Source organism: Paraburkholderia sp. Ac-20347, assembly GCF_017104805.1.
GTDB classification, from domain to species: domain Bacteria; phylum Pseudomonadota; class Gammaproteobacteria; order Burkholderiales; family Burkholderiaceae; genus Paraburkholderia; species Paraburkholderia tropica.
On record NZ_JAAGPN010000582.1, the window covers coordinates 1 to 1,142 of the forward strand.

1 protein-coding gene is annotated in these 1,142 nt (G+C 71.9%); it reads left to right on the forward strand.

The window, feature by feature from the left end:
* Nucleotides 1-1,142 (forward strand): amino acid adenylation domain-containing protein (locus G3N97_RS38825; protein ID WP_205998002.1); only part of this gene is annotated, 1,142 nt, incomplete at both ends.

The following is a 1,142-nucleotide window of genomic DNA, read 5'->3' on the forward strand; positions in this document are numbered from 1 at the left end:
TCTCGGCGCAGATGATCGTCGCGATGCTCGCGGTAATGAAGGCGGGCGGCGCGTACGTGCCGCTCGATCCCGCGTATCCGGCCGCGCGCCTCGCGCACATGATCGAGGACAGCGGCATCGGCCTCGTGCTGCTGCAAGGCTCGGACCCGCACGCCGCCGCGATGCTCGCCGCCGCGCCGCTGAACGTGCTCGATCTCGACGCGCCCGATCTCGCCGATGAACCGGCGCATGATCCCGCGTCCGATGTCACACCCGCGCCGTACGCCGGCCATCTCGCCTACGTGATCTACACCTCGGGCTCGACGGGGCGTCCCAAGGGCGTGGCCGTCGCGCACGACGCGCTGTCGATGCACTGCGCGGCGATCGCCGCGCGCGACGGCATGCAGGCCGCCGACCGCGAACTGCATTTCGCGTCGATCAATTTCGACATCGCGCACGAACGCTGGATCGTGCCGCTGTGCGCGGGCGCGGCGCTCGTGATCGCGGAGCCGTCGCGCTGGTCGACCGCGCGCCTCGTCGACACGCTGCGCCGCGAGCGCGTGTCGGTGGTGTTTCTCACGCCGTCGTATCTGGCCAATCTGGTGGCCGAATGCGCGCTCGATGACACAGGGAATCTGCCCGCGCTCGCGCTGCGGCTGTGCATCGTCGGCGGCGAAGCGTGGAGCGCGCAGGCGATGCAGGCCGCAGCGCGCGCGCTGCCGGGCTGCCGCCTCATCAACGCCTACGGGCCGACCGAAACGGTGATCGCGCCGACCGCCTGGGACGTCGATGCGAGTTTCGACGGCGCTTACGCGCCGATCGGGCGGCAGATCGGCGAACGCGTCGCCTACGTGCTCGACGCGGCCATGAATCTCGTGCCGCGCGGCGCGCCGGGCGAGCTGTATCTGGGCGGCACGGGGCTCGCGCGCGGCTATCTGCAACGGCCCGCGCTGAGCGCCGAACGCTTCGTGCCCGATCCGTTCGACGCGGCGGGCGGGCGTCTCTATCGCACCGGCGACCTCGTGCGCTGGCGCGACGACGGCGCGCTCGACTACCTCGGCCGTCTCGATCAGCAGGTGAAGCTGCGCGGTCTGCGCGTGGAGCTGGGCGAAGTCGAGGCGGCGCTGCTCGCGCAGCCGGGCGTGCGCGAAGCCGTCGCGCTG